Raw genomic sequence first — 22,857 nt, 5'->3', positions numbered from 1 at the left:
CCCCCCCCCCCCCCGCCCTGGTTACTCTTGACAGCCTACCGGCAAACGTAGGCTACACCCCGCGCAGGTATGCGGGACCCTGGCGGCCAACTGGTTGTCCAACAGAGACATCAGCAGTCTGCGAACCTACAGGGAGGGGGCGCCACGTGATTCACGTCCGCAATCTGCGTGTGGACTACGACGAGGTGTGCGCCGTACGCGATCTGTGCCTGGAGGTGGGGCCGGGGGAGATCTATGGGCTCATCGGCCCCAACGGCGCCGGCAAGACCTCCACGCTCCGCGCGCTGGTGGGGCTGGTCGAGGCCACCTACGGGGACGTCATCATCGGGGGGTTCGACCTGGATCACCAGCGCGAGCAGGCCGTCGGCCTGGTTGGCTTCATGCCCGATTCCGCCCCCATCTATGAGGACCTCACCGTCTGGGAGTTCCTCGACCTCTTCGCCGCCGCGTATGGCCTGCCGCCCCACCGCCGGGGGCCGGTGATCGACCAGCACCTGCAACTCGTGGACCTGACCGAGAAGCGCCACGCGCTGACCAGCCAACTCTCGCGCGGGATGCGGCAGCGGCTGATGCTGGCCAAGACGCTGCTGCCCGACCCACGGGTGCTGCTGCTGGACGAACCGGCCAGCGGCGTGGACCCCAATGGCCGGGCCCTGCTCAAGCAGATCCTGCGCGATCTGGGCCAGGCCGGCAAGACCGTCATCATCTCCTCCCACATCCTGTCGGAGCTGTCGGAGTTCTGCACCTCCGTCGGCGTCATGCAGAAGGGCGAGATGGTGGTGAGTGGCACGGTGGCGGATGTCGCCGCCCGGGTGATGGGGCGGGCGCGGGTGGCGCTGGAGGTGGTCGGCGACCCCGCGTCGGCTGCGACCGTCCTGGCCGCCGACCCCCGCGTGAGCGCCCCGGTCTGGGAGAACGGCGCCTGCCGCTTCGCCTTCGAGGGTGAGGGCGCAGAGGCCAGCGAGCTGCTGACTGCCCTCGTGACGGCCGGAGTGCGCGTCTCTTCCTTCTCGCGCGAGAAGGAAGACCTCGAGGCGCTGTTCCTGAAGATCGGCGCGAAGGAGGTGTCGTGAGGATGACATTCGCGGCCCTGCTCTGGGAGAACCCGCTGCTTATCAAGCACGTCCGGTCGCGCCTCCGCCGCCAGCAACTGCTGCCCTTCATGGTCATCATCGTGCTCGTCTGCGGGTGCATCATGTGGGGGGTGTCGGTCACCCACGCCTTCAAGGACGGCGTGGCCTTCCTGCTGCTGCTGTTCCTGCAGGGGGCGCTGCTGTTGCTCGTCGGCACGTCCGAGGTCGCCTCCGCGGTCGCGGGGGCGAAGCATTCGGGGATGCTGGACTTCCACCGCATCTCGCCCCAGTCGCCGGTGGCCACAGCGGTCGGCTTCATCCTGGGGGCGCCCATCCGCGAGTGGGTGCTCGCGGCGCTGACGCTGCCCTTCTCACTGGCCGCCGTCATCCTGGGCCCGCCGGGCCTCGACGGGCTCATCATCACGCTCGTGGTGCTCATCCCCTCGGCCCTGCTGTTCCACACGCTGGCCGCCCTGGCCGGCGCCTCGGCGGCCCGGCTGCGCGGCGCGGGCAGTTGGGTCACGGTGCTGGTCATCATCCTGCACGCCGGTAGTCCGGTGCAGTCCGGGCTGTTCACCGTCGTCCCGACAGTGACGCGCCTCCTGAGCCCCAAGACAGCGTTGCCGCTCCGCGAAGTCTTCTTCGGCCTGCCGATGCCGGTGGCGGTGCTGTCCCTGGTGCACATCCTGCCGGTGCTGGCACTGCTCTTCGTGGCCGCGGTTCGCAAGATGAAGAGCGACGCCATTCCGGTGTACGCCAAGCCGCAGGCCGTCGCCTTCCAGGCTGTGCTGGCCGTGCTGGCCCTGGGCGGGGCCGTGGGCCTGCGTGTCGAGGACATACCGGGCCTGGCGGGCCTGATCGTCATCTACTTCCTGGTGCTGGCGGCCGTGGTGCTCACGTGGGGGGTGACGCCCGACGCCGGGCAGTTCGCCAAGGGCGTCCGCCGCGCCCACAAGCTCGGGCTGCCCGCCTCGCCGGTGTGGAGTGACTGGGCGGCGAACTGGTGCCCCCTGGGTGTCTTCGCCGGCCTCACGCTGGTGGCGGGCCTGTGGGCCGGGATGCCCGACGCCCTCGGTGGCTTCGGGGGGCTCACCCTGACCCATCTGTTCGCTCCGCTGATGGTCGGCGTGGCCACGGTCATGTGCTTCGGGTGCGCCAAGCAGTACTTCACGCTGCGCTTCCGCGGCGCGGGCCTGACCTACTTCGGCCTCTTCCTGTTCCTGGCCTGGGTCTTCCCCGTGGTCGTGGGACTCCTGCTGGAGGCCTCGCGGGATGTATTCGTGGGGCAGGCCAGCCATGCGCCGCAGATCGTGACCGGGCTGAGCCCGATCGTGGGCATCGCCTTCGCCGGTTCACCGGACACCATGGCCGAGACCATCGCTTCGCTCGCCACGGTCACGCTGTTGGCGCTGATCTTCGTCGTCCTGAGCGTACGGGCGGAGCAGCAGGCTACCGCGGACGCCGCCGTGGTGCAGCCAAAGGACGGCCAGCCGGTGTGAGCCTCCCGACCGCGACGCCTCGCCGAGACCGCAGGGCCCTGGCTCTCGTGGCAGGCCTGCGCCTGCCGGTGCTCCTCCTGCTCGTCCTGGCCCTCATCAACCCGGCCTGGCAGCGCACCGTGCGCGTCACGTCACGCCCCCACCTGACGATCCTCCTGGACAGCTCCGGCAGCATGGGCCTCCCCGCCGCCCAGAGCCTCACCCGCGGCCAACAGGCCGCGGCCGCTCTGCGCAGCGAACCCGTGCGCCGCGAGTTGGCCCGCTTCGACCACGCCACCGTCCCCTTCACGCGCGGCCTGGGCGAGCCCCCATCGCCTCGAACCGAGCCGGGAGGGACGGACCTCGCGCTCGCGCTGCAGCAGGTCGCCGCACGCGGCGGCGCAGACCCGGGGCCCGTCCTCATCGTCTCGGATGGCGCCGAGACCGAGGGGCAGGCTCAGGCCGCTGCCGCGCAACTCGGCGCTGCGGGCCGCTCGGTCTTCACCGCCGGGGTCGGGCCGACCCGCCCGTCCGCCAATGTCGGCCCCGTCGCCATCCAGGCCCCTCGCACCGTGCGCGAGAGACAGCCGGTGCCCGTGCGAGCGCTGGTGCGCGCCACGGGCCTGAGCGGGGCCCAGCCGGTGCACGTCCAGCTCGATGGCAAGACGATCGCGACGCTCGCCGCGACACTCAGTCCGGACACCGTGGCGGCGGTGAAGTGCCAACTCCCGGGCCTGGCCGCCGGCATGCACGTGCTGACCGTCAAGGCGCCCGCCCGCAGCGACGAGGCTACGGCGGCTGACAACGAGCGTAGCCAACTGATCGAGGCGCGGCGGGACGTGACGCGGCTGGTGCTGCTGGCCGGAGCGCCCGACCCGGACTACGCCGCCCTGCGCCGCCTGCTCGGGCGGTTGCCGAAGCTCCAGACGCAGGCCTTCGTGCGGCTGGGCCCGGGCCGCTTCCTGCGCCAGCAGGGCGACAAGACCGCGCGTGAGGCGCCGAACCTGCCGCGCCTGCTGCGCGAGGCCCACGCGGTTCTGCTCATGAACTACCCGATTGGGGGGGAGGCGACGGCGCTGCGGGGCTTTGTGCAGGGGGGTGGCTCGCTCGGCTGGTGCGCAGGCAGACAGGCCACCGGCGCAGCAGCCCTCGGCCCGATCCTCCCGGCGCGCCTCGGTTCCGCCTACACGCCGATGCTAACGCCCGTGGCCCCGCCTCGCACTGGCAGCGAACTGGGGGAGGTGTTGCTCCGCGCAGCTCCGGCGCCTTGGTGGCGCGGCGCCCCCTTCCTCGAAGGCGTGACAGCCCTGAGCGGCGTGCGCCCCGGAGCGGATACCGTCCTGCCGGCGGCTGGGGGTCGGGCCCTGCTGGTGACCGGGACCTTCGGCACGGGCGCGACGCTGCTGTTCGGCGGCGCCGGCACACACCGCTGGCTCCTGTCGGCCGAGGCGGACGAGGAGAGTCGCCGCCTCTACGAGGTCTTCTGGCAGAGCGTCATCGGCTGGCTGTCACAGCCGCGCGAGCAGCGCCAGCTCGTGGTGATGCTCGACCCCGCCATTGCGCCTGAGGGCCAGCCAGTGCGTCTCCTGGCCGCCTGCGGTCAGACGGGGGCAACCCTCCGGGCCGAGATCAGCGGGGCAGGACAGAGACTGGCCGTCCCGCTGTCCCCGAGCGCCTCCGAGCCGGGGCGCTACGCCGCCACAGTGTCGGCCCTGAAGCCCGGCAAGTACAGCGTGCGCTTCGTCGCGCAGGCGGGAGGCGCCGCGCTGTCCGAGACGCGGCAGCTTGTCATCGAGCGAGGGGGCGTGGAACTGTCGGAGACGGTGCAGCAGGTGGGGGTCCTGCAGGCCATCGCGGCTGCCGGGCGGGGGCGATATGCGCCGCTGGATCAGCTCGCCTCGCTCCTGGCCCAGATCCCCGCCACACCTGCGTCGCAGGGGGTGACGCAGGCCGAGCATCCCTTCCGCAGCGGGGCGGTCCTGGGCGTCGCGGCGTTGCTGCTCTGCGTGGAGTGGTGGCTGCGGCGGCGCTGGGGCTAGGTGTCCGGCCCGGAGATGGGGACGGTGAAGCACACGCGCATGCCCGGGGGCGGCTTGGGCTCGAACCAGATCTCTCCCCCATGTGATTCGGCGATCTTGCGGGCCATGTACAACCCCAGGCCCAGTCCCCCCGTCAGACGTGCGGCGTCTTCCTGCCCCTGGTAGAAGGGGTCGAAGACGCGCTCATGCTGGTGCGCGGACACCCCCACCCCCTCGTCGTCAATGACCACCAGGGCGAACTCCTCCTCCTGGCTTACCTCGACCTGCACCGGCGCGTTCTCCGGGCTGAACTTGATGGCATTCCCGACGAGTTCCTCCAGGAGCTGCCCCAGGAGGTACTCGTCGGCCATCACCGTCGGCGGAGCCTCGGCCAGGTTCACCTGCAGGTCCGGCTTGCGCTCGCCCCCGTTGAACCGCTCGCAGACCTCCGTCACCAACCGTGGGAGGTCCACGTCCGAAAGGTACAGCTCCAGATGAGCGCCAGCCTGCAGGCCGGAGAGTACCAGCAGGTTCTCGACGATGCTGCTGAGGCGCTCCGACTGCCGGGCCGCTCGGTCGAGCAGGGACAGGGCCTGCTCGTCGGTAACATGGTTGCCCGCCTGCAGCGTCTTGAGCACGCCCTTGATGATCGTGACGGGCGTACGCAGTTCGTGGGTGACCATGGAGACGAAGCGGGTGCGCAGATCGTCCAGCGCGCGCCGCTGGGCGACGCGGCGCAGGCGCGCCTGCTCGTCTTCGGCGCAGACGGCCTGCAGCACTTCCCGCCGGTCCGCGCCTTCGTAGGCCTCGAGCAGTTGCTCCACCGCCGGCGCGGCGGGCGCTTCCCGGCTATAGCTGAAGACCAGCTCATCGGCCGCGCGGGCCGACCGCACCTGCAGCAGATTGACGCGCGTGAGGTCCTGCAGCGCCTCCTCGACATCCTCCGGGGCGCGGTGCAAGCGCCGGGCCAGCCCGCCGAGCGACTCCCAGGCGTAGGGGTTCCGATGGAAGTAGTACAGCACGTCAAGCTTGGTCCGGCTGTTGACCAGGCTCTCGATCGTCTGACGCAACTGCTGTTGCATGGTGCGCCACGCTTTCGGAAGGGGGCAGGGCCGGCCGCAGGTGCAGACACTCCGGCCTGGCTCTACCGCAGCGGCAGAGGCGCCATGGCCCGCCAGCGCGTCCCGTCAGCGGCGGCGGCCTCGAGGACGAGCAGGTACGTCCCGCCCGGAGCCCGGACGCCGCTGGACAGTGTCCGCGGCCATTGCGCTATGGCATCGCCGGACGAGTAGGTTACATTTCTGCACACCCGCGCCACAGTCCTCCCCGCCAGGTTGCGGATGTCAATGCTCACCTCGCCAGGCGCGGACTGGCGCCACTGCGCCTGCACCAGGTCCGACCGCACTTGCAGCACCGTCAGGCCCACGACGAGCGGACCGACGAGGGTCACCGACGGCCCGGCCAACTCCTGCGTGGCGGCCCCGGTCGCGGCGCTGACGCCATCGTCAGCCTCGAACACCGTGCTGTAGCTGCCGGCATCCCCCAGCGTCCAGGTCAGCTCGTACGTGCGGCCCTCGGCGGCGGCGCTCTCGCCCACGGCTGTCATGGCGAAGGGGCTGCCGGCGATCTCGACGCCGCTGTACTTGATGCGGCAGCGGACCGCGGTGGGCTCATCGCCATCGGCATCGGTGTAGACACACCGGAACACGAAGCCGGTGCCGGCAGGGCCCGTGTTGGGGGCGACACCATCGGTGCCATAGCCGCTCTCGGCGCTGTAGGTGAGCGTCGGGGCGGTGTTCACGAGCGGCCCGCCCTGTGGCGAGGTCGGCGCACCCGTCGCGGCTTGCGTCGCGTCCGCCGCCGCGAACCAGTAGCAGTAGTTGCGGCCCACGGGCAGCGCTACGTCGCGAGCGAAGACCGCGCCGCCGGCGTAACTCGCGGAGCTGACCAGGGCCATGCTGAAGGGACTGCCGTCCACCGGGGTCGTGCCGTCGAGCACGTAGAGCCGGACATAGCGCGGGGCGTCGCCCTGGGCGTCGGTGTACTTGACCCGGAACCAGCTCGTGTTGCCCGGGGTGACGACGGTGGGCTCGACGCCATCGTCGGTGTACCCGGTGCCTCCGGTCCAGCTCAGCACCGGCGCCGTTCCCGTGGGCGTGGTCTGGATGGGCTGGAAGATCACAGTGCCCCGGCTGGACAGATCGGCATGGTCGTAGATCCGGGTCCCGATGACCGCAAGGTCAGTGGAGGACCAGGTGCAGTTCTGCGCCCGGATGTCGCCCGTAGTGCCGTTGTAGATCTCGTAGCCGCCGTTGCCGGACAGGGAGTTCTGGCCGTCGTCGTCCACGGCCGCGTTCCCGATGTTCCCCAGGTTCGGCTGCGCCGTGTCGGCGACATACACGCCGTGGCGGCCGTTCCCCACGAACCCGGTGTGCGTCACCACCGGCGCGGACGCCCCTGTGCAGGCCATCCCATCGTATTGGCTGTCGCAGAAGGCGCAGTCCGAGATGGCCGGCGAGGCGTTGAGCAGCGACAGGCCGTTGGCCCCGTAGCGCACAACCGCGCCGGTGAGGCTGCCCGTTCCGCCCAGGTAGCGCAGGCCGCTCCATGCTCCGGGCGTCGCGCTGTCGCCCGTGGGCAGGAACAGACACGGCTCGGCCGCCGAGCCGGCGACGGTCAGGCGACCATAGACGTCCAGGCCGGCCAGGTAGACCGTCACCCCGGCCGGGATGGTGAGTGCGGCCCCACTGCCGACATTGAGCACGCCGCCGGTCGGGTTGACGCTGCAGTCCAGCGGGAGGCTCTGCTTCACCCACGCGTGGTCGCCGCTGCTCAGGTCCGGGGTGCCGCCGCAGCTCACGCCGATCCGCTGCACGGCGTTGCCCGTGTACACGTTGTCGCCCTGCACGCAGCGCACATTGGCCGCCAGGGCCCACAGCGGGTAGCTCCCGTTGGTCAGGAACTGGCACCCCTGGACGGTCCCGGTCGTGCCGCTCCCTTCCAGCCGCAGGCCGCACCGGCCATTCCCACGGAAGATCGTGTCGGCGATCGTGACGGCCGACGCCCCCGTCACCCGCACCCCGTCGTACTCGCAGCTCTCGATGGTGGAGCCCTGCAGGGATAGCGTGGCTCCATCCGCGGTGAGGCCTGTACCGGCGTACGCCAGAGAGACGTGGCTGAAGCTGCCGACGCTCCCGGTGTAGAGCAACAGCCCCTCCCACGCCCCCGGGGTGAGGCTGTCGGGCGCGGGACCGATGAGGCAGGGCTGGTCCGTGCTGCCGGTCACCTCCAACCGCCCGCGGCAGTCCACCTGTGTGGCATAGACCGTGTTCCCGGCGGCGATCGTCAGTTGCCCCCCGGAGGCGATCGCCAGGACCTGGTCGCCCCCGCCTGCCCCCAACTCGATGGGAACCGGCAGGGATGGCCACGCATCGCTGTCGGTGATGTCATCGGTCAGGCTGCAGCTCACGCCGACACGCTGGATGGCGTTGCCGGTGAAGCTGTTACCGTTCCCCAGCATCTCCAGCAGCGTGGCCTTCACCTGCACCGGGTAGCTGCCGTTGTCGGCAAACGTGCATGAGGTGACCGAGCCGCCGGCCTGGTAGCCCTCCACGTACAGCCCGCGTCCCGTGCAGTCGCGGAACTCGCAGTCGGTGCACGTCAGCGCCGTCGGCCCCCACGCGTAGATCGCGTCGCCCGACATGAGGCTCAGGCGGCAGCTAGTAAGGCTAACCTCCCCGCCGGCGGTCATCACCCCGTACACGCCGTTGGCGAACGTCGCGTTGGTCAGTCGCAGGTGCCCGGTCGTGGCCACATACAGGCCCTCCCAGGCGCCCCGCGCGGCCGCATCGGTGTAGCGCAAGACAATGGGAGCCGTCGCGTCGCCGCCGCTGAGGGTGCCGTTGACGAACAGGCGGTAGTCCCCGGCCGCGATGATCTCGACGCCCGGCTCGACGGTGACGGTGACGCCGGCACGAATGGTGGTGGACGTCTGGAGGGTGTACGGGCTTCCGGCCAGCGACCAGGTGGTGTCGCTGCTGATGTCGGAGGGGAGATCGGTGGCATAGGCCGGGACGATCAGCAGTCCCGGCAGAAACAGCGACAGAAGCCGAAGCATGGCCGCAAAGCCCCCGGGCGCCAGTCGGTACACGCGAAACAGGGGTGCTCCCCGCATGGTGTCATTCGCCGCCACGCCGCCGTCTCCCTGCCGGCCGCCGCAACTTCGCCCCGCCCGGCAGGATGGCGACGCGGATGCGGCGAAAGCCTACAGCAGGTGCGCCATGGAACCAGACGAGCTGCTCGACGAACTGCAGCATCTGGCGGAAAGGCTGCAAGTGCTCGTGCGGTACGAGAGCACCGGCGGGCGGGTGGGGCGCTGTCTGCTCCGCAGTCCCGAGCGCCCCGAGGGCTGGATGCTTGTGCTGATTGACAAGTACCTGCCGCTGCGCGACAAGATCGAGGGCCTCGCGCAGACGCTGGCCGACCTGGACTACGAAGACCTCTACATGCCCGAGCTGGTGCGCGACCTGCTCCACTCCCGCCGCGAACGCGCTCGGCAGCTCCCCCTCCCCTTCCCCACGCGCTAGCCTTCGCCGCTTTCGGGCAGTGGCCCGTAACCCGGCGCTCGCCGGTACGCCCGACACTCCTGTCGGGCGCCCATCGTTCACTCCGCCCGACAGGAGTGTCGGGCGTACCATCCCCCCGGCCACCGCCACCCGGAATCGTCAAGCCAGAGACCACCTGACGTGGCCTCTGGCTTGTGGTTGAGGCTCTGTGAGAGGCAGGCGGGGCCTGCCCGAACGGGTTAGCGCTTCGAGAACTGCTTGGCGCGGCGAGCGCGGCGGAAGCCGGCGTGCTTGCGCTCCTTGACCCGCGGGTCGCGCGTGAGCATGCCCAGCGGTCCGAGCGTCGCCCGGTTCTCGGGGTCGCGATCAATGAGCGCCTTGGCGATGCCGTGGCGCAGGGCCCCGGCCTGGCCGGTCTTGCCGCCGCCCTTGACGAACGCCTTGACGTCCATGGTCTCCTCGGCCCCGAGGGCGCGCAACGGCTGCAGCATCTCCTGCACCAGCCGCTCGCGGTTGAGGTAGTCCAGCGGCGCCAGCCCGTTGATGGTGATGTTGCCGGTGCCCGGCTTGACCCATACGCGCGCCACCGCGTCCTTGCGGCGGCCCGTTCCGTAACTCATACCCTGAAGCAGCATGTTGCCTCCTTGAAACTCCCGTTGCGTCTGTGTCCGCGCCGTGCCAGCCGTCGCGGACGGCCCATGGGCATGGCGCCCGGCCCTACAGCTCCAGCGGCTTGGGCTGCTGCGCCACGTGCGGGTGCTCGGAGCCCGCGTACACCTTCAGCTTGCGCAGTTGCTCGCGGCCGAGCACGTTGTGTGTCAACATGCCCTCCACGGCCTCGCGCACGAGCTTCTCCGGCGCGCGCTGCAGGTAGTGCCGGAACTCCTCGGCCTTCAGCCCACCCGGATAGCCGGAGTGGCGGTAGTAGATCTTCTGGATGGCCTTGTTCCCGGTCACCATGACCTCGGCCGCGTCGGTGATGATGACGAAATCGCCGGTGTCTACGTGCGGCGTGAAGGTCGGCTTGTGCTTGCCGCGCAGGATGTGCGCCACCTTCGCCGCGAGCCGGCCCAGCGGCACACCCCGGGCGCTCACGACATACCAGTCGTGCTGCACGTCGTCGGCTTTGGCTGATCGTGTGATCTTCTGGTTGTTCATCGCGCAAAGTCCTTCTGGGGGCTCAGGGGTTTGGGCCCCGGGGCCGGGAACGCTCCCGCTCCCAGACTCCTCTTCCCCATTCCCGTATGCCTGATCCCTAGTCCCTAGTACTCCACTCTTATCAGCGCCAGGCCCCGCGGCGGGGCCGTTGGCCCGGCCTGGGTGCGGTCCCGGCTCTCCAAGATCTCGCGCACGCGTGCCGGCGAAGTCCGCCCTCGCCCGACCTCCACCAGCGTCCCGACGATGATGCGCACCATCATGTACAGGAAGCCGTTGCCCAGCACCGTGATCTCGATCAGCTCGCCATGCCGCTCCACCGACAGCTCCAGCACCTCGCGGACCGAGGTCCGGGCCGCGCCGCCGGCGGCGCAGAAGGCGGCAAAGTCATGCTCGCCCACCAACTCGGCCGCCGCTGCCTGCATCGCCGTCACATCCAGTGGCTCGGGGATGTGCCAGGCGAAGCGTCCCTCGAACGGCGAGGGCAACTCGCGGTTCAGGATGCGGTAGCGGTACTCCTTGCGGCGCGCCCCGAAGCGCGGGTGGAACCCCGGCGGCGCCTCCTCGGCGCAGAGGGCCACCACCTGCGGCGGCAGCAGCGCATTGAGCGCCGGCACGATCCGCTCCAGCGGAATGACGTTATCGGTTGTAAAGGAAACGACCTGGCCCTCGGCGTGCACCCCCGCGTCGGTCCGACCCGCGCCGGCGACACGCACGGCCTCGTTCAGCAGCTTGCCCAGCGCCTCTTCCAGCGTCCCCTGCACCGTGGGCCGGTCCGGCTGCACCTGGAAGCCGGCGTAATCGGTGCCGTCATACTGAACCACCAGGCGCACATGCCGCATTGTCAGTCGCGGGCCTGGGGACAGACCCGGTCCGCCTACTCGGACAGCTCCAGGATGGCCATCTGTGCCGCGTCGCCGCGCCGCTGCCCGGCGGGGATGATCCGGGTGTAGCCGCCCTCCCGCTTGCCGAACCGGGGCGCGATCTCCTCGAACAGGTGGCCGACCAGGCGCGGGTCCGGAATGGTGCGCAGGACCTGGCGGCGCGCCGACAGGTCGCCTCGCTTGGCCAACGTGATGAGTTGGTCGGCCACGCGGCGGGCTTCCTTGGCCTTGATCAGTGTCGTCTTGATGTGGTTATGCCGGAACAGGCTGGCGACCAGTCCGCGCAGCAGCGCGAGCCGCTGGTCGGTGGGCCGGCCCAGCCGGCGATGATCCTTCAGATGCCGCATGTCGTCCTCCCGACGTCCAACTTGACTCCCCCGCCTAGCCCGCCGCGCCGCCCTTGAGACTGAGTTCGGACTGCGCCAGCTTCTCCAGCACCTCTTCGAGCGAACGCTTGCCGAAGTTCCGGATGTTCAACAGGTCGGTCTCGGTCCGCTGCACCAACTCGCCCAGCGTGTTGATGCTCTCCTTCTTCAGGCAGTTGAAGGTGCGCACCGAGAACTCCACATCCTCGATGGGCGTGTCGAGGATCTTGTTGCGGACTTCCTCTTCCTCGCCCATGACCTCGACGGGCGCGAGGCCGGCGTCCACGGCCGGGCCCAGGAAGATGGCGATGTAGTCGCGCAGGTGCCGCGCGGCCTGGTGCAGCGCCGCCTCCGGGCTCAACGTCCCGTTGCCCCAGATCTCGATGACCAGCCGGTCCAGGTCGGTGCGGCTGCCCAGACGCGTCGGCTCGACCCGGTAGTTCGCGCGCGAGACCGGCGAGAACACGGCGTCCACGGGGATGACATCCAGCGGCGTCTGCGACCGGTCGCGCTCTTCGGTCGGCACGTAGCCAACGCCCCGCCGTACCCACAGGTCAATGTTGATCCCGGACTTGTCGTTGGCGATCTCCAGGATGTGCAACTCCGGGTTGATGATCTCCACGTGCGGCGGCGTCTGGATGTCCGCGGCCAGCACCTCGCCAGCGCCCTTGGCGCTCAGGTGCAGCACGATGTCCTCTTCCGCCTCTTCGCCCTCGGCCGGCAGCACCTTGATCGCCAGCTCGCGGATGTTCAGGATGATCTCCGTGGCGTCCTCGACGATGCCCTTGAGCGTGGTGAACTCGTGCAGGGCGCCATCGATGCGCACGTCGGTGACTGCCGCCCCCTCGATGTGGGCCAGCAGCACGCGCCGGAAGGCGTTGCCCAGCGTGTCCCCATAGCCTCGTTCCAGAGGCTCGATAGCGAACCGGCCGTACGTGTCGGTCAACTCCAGCGGATGCACCTTGGGGTTCAAGCCTGCTAGCATGGTTTTCTCCTCGAACTGCTTCGTGGGCCGGCGCTCGGTCGCCCGCGCGCCGTTGCCCGTTCACCGTTGACGCGCGCGGCGTCTACCGCGAGTAGAACTCCACGACCTGCTGCTCGTCCACTTCGGTGTCAATCTGTTCGCGGGTCGGGATGGCGTTCACGGTGACGCTGAAGGTCTCGTAGGCCACGTTGAGCCACTCAGGAATCGGGCGGCTGGCAGCGGCCTTGAGTTCCTTGAACGGGCTCGCCTGCCGGTCGCTCTCCTTGACCTTGACGACGTCCCCGGCGCGCACCTGGTACGACGGCACATTGACCAGGATGTCGTTCACGGTGAAGTGCGCGTGGGTGACGAGCTGGCGCGCCTCGGCGCGGCTGGCCGCGAGGCCGGCGCGGTAGACGACGTTGTCCAGGCGCCGCTCCAGGAGCTGCATCAGCACCTCGCCCGTCACGCCACCGGCGCGCATGGCCGCGGCGACGTACCGCCGGAACTGCTTCTCCAGCAGGCCATAGATCGCGCGCATCCGCTGCTTCTGGCGCAGCTGCAGCCCATAGTCGGTGGGCCGCCGGCGCTGGGCCCGAGCCTCGCCGCCCTGTCCGGGCGGGTAGCTCTTCTTCTGCACCGTGCACTTGGGGCCATAGCACTTCTGACCCTTCAGGTACAACTGCCCGCCTTCACGCCGGCAGATCCGGCATACTGCATCTCGATATCTGGCCATCTAGGCTTCTCCTCCGAGGCGCCGTTCAGCGCGCCGGCTTGACATGTCTTGTGCGGTCGTGCGACTACACGCGGCGCCGCTTCGGCGGGCGGCAGCCATTGTGCGGGACAGGCGTGACGTCCTTGATGTTGACGACTTCGAGGCCGGTGGCCTGCAGCGCACGGATGGCGGTCTCGCGGCCCGAGCCGGGCCCCTTGACGAAGACGTCCACGCGGCTCATGCCGTATTCCTGCGCCCGCCGGGCGCAACTCTCAGCGGCCTGCTGGGCGGCGAAGGGCGTGCCCTTCTTGGTGCCCGAGAAGCCGATCGTGCCGGCGCTCGCCCACACCAGTACGTTGCCTTCCTGATCGGCGATGCTGATGATGGTGTTGTTGAACGATGACTTGATGCTGACCCGGCCGTACGGCACCTGCCGTCTGACTTTCTTGGGCCCGCGGGACTGCTGCCTCTGCTGTCGCATCTCTCTTCACCTTTCGCATGAGCCGCCTGCGTCGCGGCTTGTGCTCGACCACCGGGCGTGCCCGGCAATCTGTCTTCCCGTATGGCGAGCGTCATGCTCGCCCCTCTACGCGGGCGGCGCCGGTGCGCTTGCGGTTCCCGTCTTGCCGTTCCCCGCTCCCGCCGCACCGTTCCCGCCGTTAGTCGCCCTACGTCTTGCGCAGTGCCTTCTTCTTCCCGGCCACGGTCTTGCGCCGACCCTTGCGCGTCCGCGCGTTGGTGCGAGTGCGCTGCCCATTCACCGGCAGCCCGCGGCGGTGCCGCATGCCCCGGTAGGTGCCGATCTCCACCAACCGCTGGATGTTCGACGCCACCTCGCGGCGCTTGTCACCCTCGATCACGTAGTTGTTCTCGATGATGTCGCGCAGCCGCGCGGCCTCGTCCTCGGTGATGTCGCGCATACGGGTCTCGGGATCAATGCCGGCCTGGGCGACGATCCGCTTGGCGGTCGTGTCGCCGATCCCGTAGATGTAGGTCAGTGCGATCTCGACCCGTTTGTCCCTGGGGACGTCAACGCCTACAATTCGTGGCACTGCTCTGCCTCCTGGTCAAAACCAACCTTAGCCCTGGCGCTGCTTGTGGCGGGGGTTATCGCAGATAACCCGAATGACGCCATGACGCCGGACGATCTTGCACTTGTCGCAACGCTTCTTGACGGATGCCGATACTTTCATGGTCCCTGCTCCACTTCAGGCGGCGGGCAACCCCGCCCCGCTATTCCCGAATCCCCAACCCCGCTTCCCGGTCCCCGGTTCCCGCCTACTTGTGCAGCCACGTGATGCGGCCGCGGGTCAGATCGTAAGGCGACAGCTCCACCGTCACGCGGTCCCCCGCCATGACCTTGATGAACCGCATGCGGATCTTGCCGGAGACATGCGCCAGGACTTCGTGACCGTTCTGCAGTTCCACGCGGAACTGCGCATTGGGGAGCTTCTCCACCACATTGCCCAACACGCGAATGGCCTTCTGGCCCTGCTCGCTCTCCTCCTGCGGCTGCGGCGGCTTCCTCTTCTTCCGATGCTCTGGCCTTCTCATGCGCTATGGCCTTCCAAGTCTGTCAGGATAAGCGGCTGCTCTTTCGTGATGGCCACGGTATGCTCGAAGTGCGCACTGAGCCGCCCGTCGGCGGTGCGCATCGTCCACCGATCCTGATCGCACCTCAACTCATAGGTTCCCGCGTTCACCATCGGCTCGATCGCCAGGACCATGCCGGGACGCAGGAGCAGGTCGCTCTCCGCGAACTGGCGCGGCTCGTAGAAGTTCGGGACCTGCGGCGGCTCATGCATCTGCCGCCCAATGCCGTGACCCACCAGGTCGCGCACGCAACTGAACCCCTGGCCCTCGACGAACTCCTGAATGGCGCGCGACACGTCACCCAACAGTGCCCCGGGAACCGCGTGCCGGATGCCGACCCACAGCGCCTCTTCCGTCACGCCCATCAATCGCTGCGCTTCGGCGCTGACTGCTCCGACCGCCACCGTCGTGGCCGTATCCCCGTGGAAGCCGCCGTAGTACGCCCCCACATCCAACCCCACAATGTCGCCCTCGCGCACGATCTCGCTGTCACGCGGGATGCCGTGGACGACGACATCATTGATCTCCACGCACAGCGACCCCGGGTAGCCTCGGTAGCCCTTGAAGCTCGGCTCAGCGCCCGCCGCGCGAATCGCCTCTTCGGCAACCTGATCCAACTCCAGGCTACTGATGCCCGGCCGGACGGCGGCGGCTGCCGCCTGCAACGCGGCGGCTGCGATGGCCCCGGCTCGGGCCATGATCGCCAGATCCTGCTCAGTCTTGCGAGGCACCTTCGGGTGCCGCGAGCGACCCAACATCCGCTAACTGCACTTCCCGATGTCGCGCGCGGCCAGGGCGGCGTCCACACGCCCGCCGACTGTCTCCCGGTCGCCGTTCCCGTCAATTGCCAACAGGTTGCCCTGCGCTTCGTAATACTCGATCAGCGGCGCGGTCTGCCGCTGGTACACATGCAGCCGCTCCTGGATGGCCTCGGCGCAGTCGTCGTCGCGCTGGTAGATCTCCCCGCCGCACGAGGCGCACTTGTCGCCGACGTCTATGCCATCGCGGTCCACATTATAGATGGCCCCGCAACCCCGGCACATGCGCCGCCCCGACAGCCGCCGCACGAGCACTTCGTCGGGCACGGACAGGTTGATGACGACGGCCGGGCTCATGCTCAGCTCCGCCATGGCTTGCCCCAGCGCCTCGGCCTGCGGGATGGTGCGCGGGAACCCGTCCAGCAGTACCCCGTGCTCCTGGATGTCCGCAGCCGCCAGCCGCTCCTTGACGATGCCGATGACCAGACTGTCGGGCACCAACTCGCCGGCATCCATGAACTGCTTGGCCTGCAGGCCGAGCTCCGTGCCGTTCTTCACTGCCGCGCGCAGCATGTCGCCGGTCGAAACGTGCACGGCGCCGTAGTCATTCACAAGCTGCTCGGCCTGGGTGCCCTTGCCCGCCCCGGGCGGCCCCAGCAGGATCAGGTTGGTCTGTGCCATTAGCCCAGGAACCCCTTGTAATGCCGCATCAAGAGCTGCGCCTCGATCTGCTCCATCGTGTCCAGCGCCACGCCGACCACGATCAGCAGCGACGTACCACCCACCAGGCCGAAGGTCGTCACCTTGGTGATGTCGCCCACGTAGTACTGCATCAGGGCGATGACGCCCAGGAACAGGGCACCCGCCAGCGTGATGCGGTACAGAATCCGGTCCAGGTAGTCGCGGGTCCGCTCGCCCGGGCGGATGCCAGGCACGGCCCCACCATTCTTCTGCAGGTTCTCGGCGATCTGTTCGGGGTTGAACGTGACCGCCGTGTAGAAGTACGTGAACACCACGACCATCAGGAAGTACAGCAGCGACGCGAACCAGTTGTGGCCGGGTGTGGTGAAGTCCTTCATGCTGCTGATGGCATTGCGCACGCCGTCTTCGGTGACGTGCAGGAAGCTCAGAGCGCGCGCCACGCCGCCGACGAACCCCGGGTTGTCCAGGAACTGCGCGATGGTCGCCGGGAAGAGCACGACCGAGATTGCGAAGATGATCGGGATCACGCCCGCCTGGTTCACGCGCAGCGGCAGGAACGTCGTGGTCCCGCCATACACCTTGTTGCCCTTGACCCGCTTGGCGTACTGCACGGGGATCTTGCGCTGGGCCTTGGTCACCTTCACGATGCCGTAGATCGTGACCGTGAAGATCAACACCAGCACGGCGATGTTGGCAATGCCGATCTGCTGGCCCCGGTACAGCACCACCGTCTGCGCGACCTGCTGCGGGATCGTGGTCATGATGCCGGCGAAGATGATGAGCGACACGCCCTGCCCGATGCCCTTGGTGGTGATCATGTCACCGAGCCACATCAGGAAGGAGGTGCCGGCCGTCATCATCAGGACGCCAAAGATCGTCTCGAAGACCCCGCCCTGGTAGGCTCCGGCGGCCCGGAAGTACGTGATCATGCCGGCGGCCTGGATGAAGGCCAGGATCACCGTCATGTACTTGGTCCAGGCGTTGATCTTCTTCTGCCCGTACTCGCCCTCTTTTTGCAGCTTCTCGAGCTGCGGGACGGCCATCACCAGCAACTGCATGATGATGGAGGCATTGATGTACGGCATGATACCCAGCGACAGCACCGAGAAGCGCTTCAGCGACCCACCGACGAAGGTGTTGAACAGCTCGAAGACGTTGCCGCCCTGGAACAGGTTCTGCAGCGCCTCCAGGTTAACGCCCGGCAGCGGCACATGCGCGCACGCCACATAAACCCCGAACATGGCCATGACGAAGAAAATGCGCTGGCGGATGTCCGGCAGCCGCAACGCCGCAGCGAGAGCCGCGAGTCGCTGTTTCATCCGACGATCACCTCAACGCTGCCGCCCGCCGCCTCGATCTTGGCGCGAGCGCTGTCGCTGACCGCATGGCAGTGAACCGTCAGGGCCTTGGTCAGGTCGCCCTGGCCGAGGATCTTGAGACCCTTCTTGCCCATCTTCTTGACCCAGCCCAGCTGCTGCACCAGCTCCGGCGTCACTACGGTGCCCGCATCCAGCCGCTCGAGGTGGCCGGTGTTCAGCACGCTGTGGTCGGCGCGGAAGATCCCGATGTTGTGGGCCTTGTTCGAGGTGCCACGCAGCTTCGGGATGCGCATGTACAGCGGGTTCTGGCCGCCCTCAAAGCCGGGGCGCACGCCGTGACCGCGGGAGTTCTGGCCCTTGATGCCGCGGCCGGCATACAGGCCGTGGCCCGAACCCATCCCGCGACCGATGCGCTTGCTCTTCTTCAGCTTGCCGGAAGCCCGGCTGAGTTGTCCTAGCTTCATGGTCTTGCTCCGTTCGGTCGCCCTCGGCGACCGCCCTTGGTTCCCTCTACGCCGGCTCCACGGCCACCATGTGCTCGACGACCTTAAGCATCCCGCGCACATCCGCCGTGTCCGGCAGCAGCACGCTCTGGTTCGGCCGCCGCAGGCCCAGGGCCTCGGCCGTCTTGCGCAGCTTCGGCTTCTGGCAGATCAGGCTGCGGGTCAGGGTCACTTTGATCTTCTGGTCAGCCACGACGCATTGCCTCCTATCCAGCAGGGCAGGCGGGCCACCCGCCCGCACTCCTGGCGCCCCTAAAAGTCTAGTCCGCCCTCGCGCGCTGCATCCGCCAGGGCCTTGATCCGGCCATGGTACGGCCGGCCGCCCCGGTCGAACACCACGCTGGCCACACCCTTGGCCCGGGCCCGCTCGGCGAGCACCTTGCCGACCGCCGCAGCCCCGGCGATGTTGCCCGTACCCTCGGTCGCCAGGCCCTTCTCCAGCGACGTCGCCGCCGCCAGCGTCACGCCCGCCTCATCGTCAATGATCTGGGCGTGGATGTGCTTCAGGCTCCGGCGGACGCTCAGCCGCGGGCGCTCGGCCGACCCGCTGATCTTGTGGCGGACGCGCAACTTGCGTCGCGCCAGACTCTCGTGCTTCTCTCTCAACCTGCCCATATCAGTTCCTTCCCGTATCCGCCGCCGGTGCCGCTCCGGCACATCCCCCACCCTCCGGAACCTCGGCGACCGCTTTCGCGCACGGGGCGCTATGCTCTCAGTCTTCCGTCACCAGGGCCGCTTGCCGTCACCCTTGACCCTTGACCCTCGTCTCTACCCGCCGGCCTTGCTCTTCCCGGCCTTGCGGCGAACGATCTCGCCGGCATAGCGCACGCCCTTGCCGCGGTACGGCTCGACCTTGCGCAGCTTCCGGATCTCCGCCGCGGTTTGGCCCACGGCCTGCTTGTCGGCGCCCTTGATGATGATGTTGGTCGTGCCCTCGACCTCCAGCGTGATGCCGGGCCGCGGCTCGACCACCACGGGATGAGAGAAGCCCAGGCGCAGCAGCAGCCCGTTCCCCTGCTTCTCGGCGCGGTAGCCGACGCCCTGGATCTCCAGGCGCTTGCTGAACCCCTCGGTCACACCGGTGACCATGTTGGCCAGCAGGGAACGCGTCAGGCCGTGCAGGGACCGGTGCTGCCGCACGTCGCTCGGGCGGGCGACCAGCACCTGCCCCTCCTCGACGCTGATGGTCAGGTCGGGACTGAAGGTGTCCTTGAGTTCCCCGCTCGGCCCCTTGACGGTGACCTCGTTCCCCGCGGCGACCGTGACCTGCACGCCCTTGGGGATGGGGATCGGCTGCTTGCCAATTCTTGACATCGTATTTCACCCACTGTGCGGCGGGGACTCAACCCCGCCCACGATCGTCCGCATTCTCGTCTGCAGGGCGGGGGCTGGCGCCTCCCTGCTCCTGGCGCAGGGCTGATGCCCCACCCGACGGCCTACCACACGTACCCGATGACCTCGCCGCCGATGCCGCGCTTCCGGGCGTCGCGCGCGGTCATGATGCCCTCGCTCGTGGACACGATGGCGATGCCCAGTCCACCGAACACGCGCGGCAACTTATCCTTGGGCACGTATACCCGCCGCCCGGGCTTGCTCACGCGCTTGAGGCCGCGCAAGACCGGCTCGCGGTTCGCGTTGTACTTCAGGCGAATGCGCAGGCTCTGGCCCTTGCCGACGAGCTGGAAGCCGCGGATGTAGCCTTCCTCGTGGAGGATCTTGGCGATCTCGCGCTTCATCTTCGAGACCGGCACCTTCACGTTGGCGTGGCGGGCCTGCGCGGCGTTGCGAATGCGAGTCAGCATGTCGGCAATCGGGTCGCAGAGCACGCCCGTGCCCTTGACGCCCGCGGTTTCAGTGTTGGCTGCCTGTTTCATGAGCCGTTCTCCACTGGACCTGTTCGGATTGGAGGATCGCTCGGCGCTTCTCTTTTCCACTGCTGCCACCTACTACCAACTGGATTTTCGGACGCCGGGAATGTTGCCCGACAGGGCGTTCTCACGGAAGCAGATCCGGCACATGCCGAACTCCCGCAGGTACCCCCGCCGCCGGCCGCAGAGCATGCAGCGATTGTAGACGCGCGTCGAAAACTTCTGAGGCCGCTTCTGTTTGGCGATCCAGGATTTCTTGGCCAACTTCGTCCTCCTGCTGTGGGAGCGTGGTTCTCACGCTCACCCGTCAATCGTCCCATGTTCCGGCGGGCTTCGCCGAGGCGCTGCGCGTCTGGCAGGCACCCGCCCGGTCCTGTGTTCCTGCTCCTACGCCGCCTGGGTCCGGACGAACGGCACGCCCAGCATCTCCAGCAGCGCCCGCGCTTCCTCGTCCGTCCGTGCCGTCGTCACGATCGTGATCTCCATCCCGCGCTGCCGCTCGATGTCATCGTAGCCCAGCTCGGGGAAGATCAACTGGTCGTCGAGCCCGAACGAGTAGTTCCCGCGCCCGTCAAATGCGTTACGCGACACGCCGCGGAAGTCGCGGATGCGGGGCAGCGCGATGGACAGCAGCCGGTCGGCGAACTCCCACATGCGGTCGCCCCGCAGCGTCACGCGGCAGCCGATCGGCATGCCCTTGCGGATGGCGAAGGCCGAGATGGACTTCTTGGCCCGCGTGATGACAACCTTCTGGCCGACGATCGTCGTCAGTTCCCTGGCCGCTGCGTCCAGCACGTCCGCGTTCTCGCGCGCCGCGCCGACACCCATGTTCACGCTGATCTTCTCCAGGCGCGGGGCTTCCCACACGTTCTTGTAGCCGAACCGCTCCATGAGCGCCGGTAGGATCTCTTTGTCGTATCGGTCTTTCAGCCTGGGCATTACACTCAGCCTCGTTCTCGGTGGAACATCATTTGTGACGCCGGAAGACGCGGCGGACCGCGCCCCTACTCGTCAATGTCCTTCTTGCACTTGCGGCACACGCGTACGCCCCGGCCCTCGCTCGTCCGCCGGTGCGCGACGCGAGTGGCGGCGTCGCAGTTCGGGCACACCAGCATGACGTTGGAGACGTGCACCGGACCCGGCTGGGTCACGATGCCGGCCTGCCGCACCTGCTGCGACTGGCGCACTGCCTTCTTGATCATGTTGATGCCCTCGACCACGACGCGCTCCTGATCGGGTCGGACCTCGAGCACCTTGCCGCGCCGTACACGCCCCTTGCGCGACCGGTCCTTGCCCGCGATCACGAGTACCTCGTCGCCTTGCTTGACATGCATCTGCTTTTTGGCCATACCTATCGCTCCCGGTTGGGGTCGGTGACCCCACCTACGCAAGAACTCTCAAGTGTCCGTCGCCTGTGCGCGCGGTCACCGACCGCGACCCCACCGACGCTAGAAGACTTCGGGCGCCAGCGAGATGATCTTCATGTACTCCCGCTCGCGCAACTCGCGGGCCACCGGACCGAAGACGCGCGTCGCTCGCGGGTTCTTCTGGTCGTCAATGATGACGGCGGCGTTGTCATCGAAGGCGATCTGCGTGCCGTCGGGGCGATGCGTCTTCTTGCGCACGCGCACCACGACCGCGCGCACGACCGAGCCCTTGGCGATGGGACTGGAGGGCGTGACCTGCTTGGCCGAGGCGATGATCTGATCGCCCAGTCCGGCATAGCGGTGGTACCCGCGCCCGACGACTCGGATCATGCCGATCTCCTGCACGCCCGAGTTATCCGCAACTTTCAGCCTGGATTCAACCTGTACCATCGTTGGTTACCTCGTCGGGTGCTTCTCCTGTAGGGCGGGGGCTTGTACCCCGCCCCTCTGCTCAGGCGGGGTACAAGCCCCCGCCCTACAGCCCTAGCCTTCCGCCTCTTCGCGAGCCTTGCGGGCAGCGATGATGCCCTCCGCCAGGTGCGCCGGCACTTCCTGGTAATGCGAGAACTCCATGGTGTAGCTGGCCGCCCCCTGCGACAGCGACCGCAGGTCCGCGGCATAGCGCGACATCTCCGCCAGCGGCACCAGGGCCCGCACGACCTGCAGACCGCCGCCGATCGGCTCGCTGCCCTGGATCTGCCCCCGCCGCCCGGACATGTCGCTCATGATGTCGCCCATGATCGCTTCGGACACCGTGATCGCCACGTTCATGATCGGCTCGAGCAGGATCGGGTTCGACTGCTGCAGCGCGTTCTTCACGGCGATCGAGCCGGCCATGCGGAACGCCTGTTCCGAGCTGTCCACCGGGTGCGAGCTGCCGTCGTCCAGCGTGACCTTCACACCGACGACCGGCGCCCCGGCCAGGATGCCCTTCTTGAGCCCGTCGAGGACGCCCTTCTCCACCGCGGGGATGAAGTTGGTCGGCACCGAACCACCCTTGACCTCGTTGACGAAGGCGTTCTCCTCGACCCCCGGGTCCTGCGGGTCCATGCGCACCCACACATCACCGAACTGCCCGCGGCCGCCCGTCTGCTTCTTGTGCCGGCCCTGCACGCGGCAGGACTTCGAGATCGTCTCGCGGTACGGGATCAGCGGGTCGGACAGGTTGACCTTCACGTCGAACCGGTTCGCCATCCGCTCGGCCAGGATGTCCAGGTGCAGCGCGCCCATGCCGGACACGATCAGCTCATTCGTCTCGGCGCTGCGCTCGTAGTGCAGGCCGTAGTCCTCTTCCGCGATGCGCGGCAGGGCCATGCCGACCTTGTCCTCGTCGGCGCGGCTGGCGGCGGTCAGCGCCGCCGAGTGCATCGGCGTCGGCGCCGGCGGCAGCGGGAAGACGACCTGCTGGCGCGGGTCCGACAGCGTGTCGCCCGTCCGCGTCTCTTCCAGCTTCGACACCGCGCCCAGATC

29 protein-coding genes are annotated in these 22,857 nt (G+C 68.4%); 4 read left to right on the top strand and 25 right to left on the bottom strand.

Translation table 11 applies throughout. The annotated features are described in order from the left end of the window. Nucleotides 1-146 precede the first annotated feature (146 nt). Genes LLH23_09520 through LLH23_09510 form a run of 3 tightly spaced genes read left to right on the top strand, consistent with a single transcriptional unit; the run spans nt 147 to nt 4,590 of the window. Nucleotides 147-1,073 (top strand): ABC transporter ATP-binding protein, encoded by a 927-nt coding sequence (locus LLH23_09520; protein ID MCE5238718.1) that lies wholly within the window; start codon nt 147-149, stop codon nt 1,071-1,073. Continuing rightward, a complete protein-coding gene (locus LLH23_09515) occupies nt 1,070-2,572 on the top strand; it encodes a hypothetical protein (GenBank protein MCE5238717.1) in 1,503 nt (500 codons plus the stop codon). The genes LLH23_09520 and LLH23_09515 overlap by 4 nt, the downstream gene beginning before the upstream one ends. A gap of 47 nt (nt 2,573-2,619) precedes the next feature. Further along, complete coding sequence (locus LLH23_09510) at nt 2,620-4,590, top strand: hypothetical protein (GenBank protein ID MCE5238716.1); 1,971 nt, start codon at nt 2,620-2,622, stop codon at nt 4,588-4,590. Here the strand turns inward: LLH23_09510 and LLH23_09505 are convergent. Next, on the bottom strand, nt 4,587-5,651 hold the full coding sequence (locus tag LLH23_09505) for a HAMP domain-containing histidine kinase (GenBank protein MCE5238715.1): 1,065 nt from the start codon (nt 5,649-5,651) through the stop codon (nt 4,587-4,589). The two genes, LLH23_09510 and LLH23_09505, sit on opposite strands and share 4 nt — an antisense overlap. A 62-nt stretch (nt 5,652-5,713) precedes the next feature. Further along, a complete protein-coding gene (locus tag LLH23_09500; GenBank protein MCE5238714.1) occupies nt 5,714-8,686 on the bottom strand; it encodes a right-handed parallel beta-helix repeat-containing protein in 2,973 nt (990 codons plus the stop codon). 163 nt (nt 8,687-8,849) lie between these two features. Here LLH23_09500 and LLH23_09495 point away from each other — a divergent pair, with 163 nt between their 5' ends. Further along, a complete protein-coding gene (locus tag LLH23_09495; protein MCE5238713.1) occupies nt 8,850-9,155 on the top strand; it encodes a hypothetical protein in 306 nt (101 codons plus the stop codon). A gap of 218 nt (nt 9,156-9,373) precedes the next feature. On the opposite strand, the gene rpsI is transcribed toward LLH23_09495, so the two are convergent. The 23 genes from rpsI to fusA form a co-directional block, all read right to left on the bottom strand. After that, entirely contained in the window at nt 9,374-9,769 is a 396-nt protein-coding gene (gene rpsI / locus LLH23_09490; GenBank protein MCE5238712.1) for a 30S ribosomal protein S9, read from the bottom strand. Nucleotides 9,770-9,851: 82 nt separating this feature from the next. Beyond that, on the bottom strand, nt 9,852-10,292 hold the full coding sequence (gene rplM, locus LLH23_09485) for a 50S ribosomal protein L13 (GenBank protein MCE5238711.1): 441 nt from the start codon (nt 10,290-10,292) through the stop codon (nt 9,852-9,854). Nucleotides 10,293-10,396: 104 nt separating this feature from the next. After that, nucleotides 10,397-11,131 carry a tRNA pseudouridine(38-40) synthase TruA gene (gene truA / locus LLH23_09480; protein MCE5238710.1) on the bottom strand — a complete coding sequence of 245 codons (735 nt, stop codon included), beginning with the start codon at nt 11,129-11,131 and terminating at the stop codon, nt 10,397-10,399. Nucleotides 11,132-11,166: 35 nt separating this feature from the next. After that, nucleotides 11,167-11,511, bottom strand: coding sequence for a 50S ribosomal protein L17 (rplQ, locus tag LLH23_09475; protein ID MCE5238709.1), 345 nt, complete (start codon nt 11,509-11,511; stop codon nt 11,167-11,169). A 43-nt stretch (nt 11,512-11,554) separates the two neighbouring features. Continuing rightward, complete coding sequence (locus LLH23_09470; protein MCE5238708.1) at nt 11,555-12,523, bottom strand: DNA-directed RNA polymerase subunit alpha; 969 nt, start codon at nt 12,521-12,523, stop codon at nt 11,555-11,557. A gap of 82 nt (nt 12,524-12,605) precedes the next feature. Beyond that, nucleotides 12,606-13,238, bottom strand: coding sequence for a 30S ribosomal protein S4 (gene rpsD, locus LLH23_09465; GenBank protein MCE5238707.1), 633 nt, complete (start codon nt 13,236-13,238; stop codon nt 12,606-12,608). 64 nt (nt 13,239-13,302) lie between these two features. Further along, nucleotides 13,303-13,698, bottom strand: a complete 396-nt coding sequence (gene rpsK, locus LLH23_09460) for a 30S ribosomal protein S11 (GenBank protein ID MCE5238706.1) — start codon at nt 13,696-13,698, stop codon at nt 13,303-13,305. Between the two features lie 187 nt (nt 13,699-13,885). Beyond that, nucleotides 13,886-14,269: a 30S ribosomal protein S13 gene (rpsM, locus tag LLH23_09455; protein MCE5238705.1), complete on the bottom strand. Its 384-nt coding sequence runs from the start codon at nt 14,267-14,269 to the stop codon at nt 13,886-13,888. Between the two features lie 27 nt (nt 14,270-14,296). Next, nucleotides 14,297-14,410, bottom strand: coding sequence for a 50S ribosomal protein L36 (rpmJ, locus tag LLH23_09450; protein MCE5238704.1), 114 nt, complete (start codon nt 14,408-14,410; stop codon nt 14,297-14,299). Between the two features lie 85 nt (nt 14,411-14,495). Continuing rightward, the gene (gene infA, locus LLH23_09445) at nt 14,496-14,696 is read right to left on the bottom strand and encodes a translation initiation factor IF-1 (protein ID MCE5238703.1); all 201 of its coding nucleotides are present in this window, start codon (nt 14,694-14,696) and stop codon (nt 14,496-14,498) included. Between the two features lie 71 nt (nt 14,697-14,767). Beyond that, the gene (gene map / locus LLH23_09440; GenBank protein MCE5238702.1) at nt 14,768-15,568 is read right to left on the bottom strand and encodes a type I methionyl aminopeptidase; all 801 of its coding nucleotides are present in this window, start codon (nt 15,566-15,568) and stop codon (nt 14,768-14,770) included. Nucleotides 15,569-15,571: 3 nt separating this feature from the next. Beyond that, the gene (locus LLH23_09435; GenBank protein MCE5238701.1) at nt 15,572-16,249 is read right to left on the bottom strand and encodes an adenylate kinase; all 678 of its coding nucleotides are present in this window, start codon (nt 16,247-16,249) and stop codon (nt 15,572-15,574) included. Further along, nucleotides 16,249-17,589: a preprotein translocase subunit SecY gene (secY, locus tag LLH23_09430; GenBank protein MCE5238700.1), complete on the bottom strand. Its 1,341-nt coding sequence runs from the start codon at nt 17,587-17,589 to the stop codon at nt 16,249-16,251. Before secY ends, LLH23_09435 begins: the two co-directional genes overlap by 1 nt. Beyond that, entirely contained in the window at nt 17,586-18,053 is a 468-nt protein-coding gene (rplO, locus tag LLH23_09425) for a 50S ribosomal protein L15 (GenBank protein ID MCE5238699.1), read from the bottom strand. The genes secY and rplO overlap by 4 nt, the downstream gene beginning before the upstream one ends. Before the next feature lie 46 nt (nt 18,054-18,099). Then, entirely contained in the window at nt 18,100-18,285 is a 186-nt protein-coding gene (gene rpmD / locus LLH23_09420) for a 50S ribosomal protein L30 (protein ID MCE5238698.1), read from the bottom strand. 59 nt (nt 18,286-18,344) lie between these two features. Further along, entirely contained in the window at nt 18,345-18,707 is a 363-nt protein-coding gene (gene rplR, locus LLH23_09415; protein MCE5238697.1) for a 50S ribosomal protein L18, read from the bottom strand. Nucleotides 18,708-18,860: 153 nt separating this feature from the next. After that, on the bottom strand, nt 18,861-19,406 hold the full coding sequence (gene rplF, locus LLH23_09410; GenBank protein MCE5238696.1) for a 50S ribosomal protein L6: 546 nt from the start codon (nt 19,404-19,406) through the stop codon (nt 18,861-18,863). Nucleotides 19,407-19,528: 122 nt separating this feature from the next. After that, nucleotides 19,529-19,966 (bottom strand): 30S ribosomal protein S8, encoded by a 438-nt coding sequence (gene rpsH, locus LLH23_09405; protein MCE5238695.1) that lies wholly within the window; start codon nt 19,964-19,966, stop codon nt 19,529-19,531. A gap of 72 nt (nt 19,967-20,038) precedes the next feature. Further along, on the bottom strand, nt 20,039-20,224 hold the full coding sequence (locus tag LLH23_09400; GenBank protein ID MCE5238694.1) for a type Z 30S ribosomal protein S14: 186 nt from the start codon (nt 20,222-20,224) through the stop codon (nt 20,039-20,041). Between the two features lie 123 nt (nt 20,225-20,347). Then, nucleotides 20,348-20,899: a 50S ribosomal protein L5 gene (gene rplE / locus LLH23_09395; GenBank protein ID MCE5238693.1), complete on the bottom strand. Its 552-nt coding sequence runs from the start codon at nt 20,897-20,899 to the stop codon at nt 20,348-20,350. A gap of 65 nt (nt 20,900-20,964) precedes the next feature. After that, nucleotides 20,965-21,294, bottom strand: coding sequence for a 50S ribosomal protein L24 (rplX, locus tag LLH23_09390; GenBank protein MCE5238692.1), 330 nt, complete (start codon nt 21,292-21,294; stop codon nt 20,965-20,967). 114 nt (nt 21,295-21,408) lie between these two features. Continuing rightward, complete coding sequence (gene rplN, locus LLH23_09385; protein MCE5238691.1) at nt 21,409-21,777, bottom strand: 50S ribosomal protein L14; 369 nt, start codon at nt 21,775-21,777, stop codon at nt 21,409-21,411. Between the two features lie 93 nt (nt 21,778-21,870). Then, nucleotides 21,871-22,857 (bottom strand): elongation factor G (fusA, locus tag LLH23_09380; GenBank protein ID MCE5238690.1); only part of this gene is annotated, 987 nt, incomplete at its 5' end.

The organism is bacterium (assembly GCA_021372615.1).
GTDB lineage: Bacteria > Armatimonadota > Zipacnadia > Zipacnadales > UBA11051 > JAJFUB01.
The sequence above is the reverse complement of the archived record's forward strand: the minus strand, read 5'-3'. Positions and strand labels throughout refer to the sequence as shown.

What these genes read in the sequence shown, in the direction of transcription:
- LLH23_09505 (MCE5238715.1), bottom strand. Translation starts at nt 5,651, where the DNA reads ATGCAACAGCAGTTGCGTCAGACGATCGAGAGCCTGGTCAACAGCCGG.
- LLH23_09500 (MCE5238714.1), bottom strand. Translation starts at nt 8,686, where the DNA reads ATGCTTCGGCTTCTGTCGCTGTTTCTGCCGGGACTGCTGATCGTCCCG.
- LLH23_09495 (MCE5238713.1), top strand. Translation starts at nt 8,850, where the DNA reads ATGGAACCAGACGAGCTGCTCGACGAACTGCAGCATCTGGCGGAAAGG.
- rpsI (MCE5238712.1), bottom strand. Translation starts at nt 9,769, where the DNA reads ATGCTGCTTCAGGGTATGAGTTACGGAACGGGCCGCCGCAAGGACGCG.
- rplM (MCE5238711.1), bottom strand. Translation starts at nt 10,292, where the DNA reads ATGAACAACCAGAAGATCACACGATCAGCCAAAGCCGACGACGTGCAG.
- truA (MCE5238710.1), bottom strand. Translation starts at nt 11,131, where the DNA reads ATGCGGCATGTGCGCCTGGTGGTTCAGTATGACGGCACCGATTACGCC.
- LLH23_09470 (MCE5238708.1), bottom strand. Translation starts at nt 12,523, where the DNA reads ATGCTAGCAGGCTTGAACCCCAAGGTGCATCCGCTGGAGTTGACCGAC.
- rpsD (MCE5238707.1), bottom strand. Translation starts at nt 13,238, where the DNA reads ATGGCCAGATATCGAGATGCAGTATGCCGGATCTGCCGGCGTGAAGGC.
- rpsK (MCE5238706.1), bottom strand. Translation starts at nt 13,698, where the DNA reads ATGCGACAGCAGAGGCAGCAGTCCCGCGGGCCCAAGAAAGTCAGACGG.
- rpmJ (MCE5238704.1), bottom strand. Translation starts at nt 14,410, where the DNA reads ATGAAAGTATCGGCATCCGTCAAGAAGCGTTGCGACAAGTGCAAGATC.
- map (MCE5238702.1), bottom strand. Translation starts at nt 15,568, where the DNA reads ATGTTGGGTCGCTCGCGGCACCCGAAGGTGCCTCGCAAGACTGAGCAG.
- LLH23_09435 (MCE5238701.1), bottom strand. Translation starts at nt 16,249, where the DNA reads ATGGCACAGACCAACCTGATCCTGCTGGGGCCGCCCGGGGCGGGCAAG.
- secY (MCE5238700.1), bottom strand. Translation starts at nt 17,589, where the DNA reads ATGAAACAGCGACTCGCGGCTCTCGCTGCGGCGTTGCGGCTGCCGGAC.
- rplO (MCE5238699.1), bottom strand. Translation starts at nt 18,053, where the DNA reads ATGAAGCTAGGACAACTCAGCCGGGCTTCCGGCAAGCTGAAGAAGAGC.
- rplR (MCE5238697.1), bottom strand. Translation starts at nt 18,707, where the DNA reads ATGGGCAGGTTGAGAGAGAAGCACGAGAGTCTGGCGCGACGCAAGTTG.
- rplF (MCE5238696.1), bottom strand. Translation starts at nt 19,406, where the DNA reads ATGTCAAGAATTGGCAAGCAGCCGATCCCCATCCCCAAGGGCGTGCAG.
- rpsH (MCE5238695.1), bottom strand. Translation starts at nt 19,966, where the DNA reads ATGAAACAGGCAGCCAACACTGAAACCGCGGGCGTCAAGGGCACGGGC.
- rplE (MCE5238693.1), bottom strand. Translation starts at nt 20,899, where the DNA reads ATGCCCAGGCTGAAAGACCGATACGACAAAGAGATCCTACCGGCGCTC.
- rplX (MCE5238692.1), bottom strand. Translation starts at nt 21,294, where the DNA reads ATGCATGTCAAGCAAGGCGACGAGGTACTCGTGATCGCGGGCAAGGAC.
- rplN (MCE5238691.1), bottom strand. Translation starts at nt 21,777, where the DNA reads ATGGTACAGGTTGAATCCAGGCTGAAAGTTGCGGATAACTCGGGCGTG.